Origin of the sequence: Siminovitchia fortis (assembly GCF_007681465.1) — a bacterium.
Taxonomy (GTDB): domain Bacteria; phylum Bacillota; class Bacilli; order Bacillales; family Bacillaceae_C; genus Siminovitchia; species Siminovitchia fortis.
In genome coordinates this window covers 1-1231 of sequence record NZ_VEKZ01000142.1, presented here as the reverse complement: position 1 = coordinate 1231, position 1231 = coordinate 1, and the positions used below count along the sequence as shown (strand labels likewise).

2 protein-coding genes are annotated in these 1231 nt (G+C 31.6%); both read left to right on the top strand.

Annotated features, from left to right (window positions below; translation table 11 throughout):
- Window positions 1-223, top strand: a 223-nt coding sequence (locus tag FS666_RS20105) for a DUF4391 domain-containing protein (RefSeq protein WP_222119388.1), incomplete at its 5' end; no start/stop codon positions are given.
- The gene (locus tag FS666_RS19290) at window positions 224-1219 is read left to right on the top strand and encodes a site-specific DNA-methyltransferase (RefSeq protein ID WP_144463781.1); all 996 of its coding nucleotides are present in this window, start codon (window positions 224-226) and stop codon (window positions 1217-1219) included.
- Window positions 1220-1231 lie beyond the last annotated feature (12 nt).

The window sequence follows — 1231 nt, the reverse complement described above, 5'->3', positions numbered from 1 at the left end:
ATTATACCAAAGGCTGGAGCCCTTTTTGTATTTAGTTACTAGATTTTACTTTCGTAATTCAGGGTTATTTGAAATAAAGGATGACGAGGGTGAAATATACAAGCTCCAACAGGAACAAAAAAAACAATTGGACTTTGGCGAAAAAATGGAACTTCACATGAAAATAAAACGACTAGAACAGCAAATTACTTCAAAGCTAGAAAAAATTAAGGAGTTGTGCTAATTGCAGAAATTAGAGGGAAAAACATTTAATGTTGTTCAGGATAACATAAGAAAACTAAAAGAATTATTTCCTGAAGTATTCACCGAAAACAAAGTTGATATTGATAAGCTGCGAATCGCCTTAGGTGAACATGTAGAAACGGAAAAAGAGCAATATGAGTTTACCTGGAATGGTAAGACAGAAGCTATTCAACTTGCCCAAAAGCAAACAACAGGGACCCTTCGCCCTTGTAAAGAAGAGAGTGTAAACTGGGATACCACAAAGAATTTATATATTGAAGGAGATAATCTTGAGGTCCTTCGAATTATTCAAAATTCCTATAGGAATAAAGTAAAGATGATATACATTGATCCACCTTATAATACAGGTCAAGATTTTATATATAACGATGACTTTCATGACAATATAAAAAATTACAAGGAAAAAATCAAAGAAAATATGAAGGCCAATCCAGAAACAAAGGGGAGATATCATACTAATTGGCTAAATATGATTTATCCTAGGTTAAAATTAGCTAGAAACTTGTTGAAGGATGAAGGTGTAATATTTATTAGTATCGATGATCATGAACTCGCAAATTTACGTAAAATCTGTGACGAAATATTTGGTGAAGAAAACTTTATAGGTATTTTCACGGTTAATTCTACACCTAACGCTAGAGACTATGGACATATAGGCAAGATGCATGAATATGTACTTTTCTACGCAAAAAATATAAGTAAAACTATTACAAACAAGCTTCCAGAAACTGATAAAAAATTTAAGTATGAAGATGAGTATGGTGGTTTCAATATACATCCTTTATACAATAGTAATGTGGCTTTTAATATTGATAATAGGCCAAACCTTTACTATCCTTTTTATTTAAATCCTTCCGAAAAAAGCGATGATGGTTTTTATAAAATTTACCTTGAAAAGAAAGATGGATATATAGAAATTTACCCACCTGTATTTTGCAAGAGAAAAATACACAATAGTGCAATCAAAAGTGCATAACTTTGCCAGCCT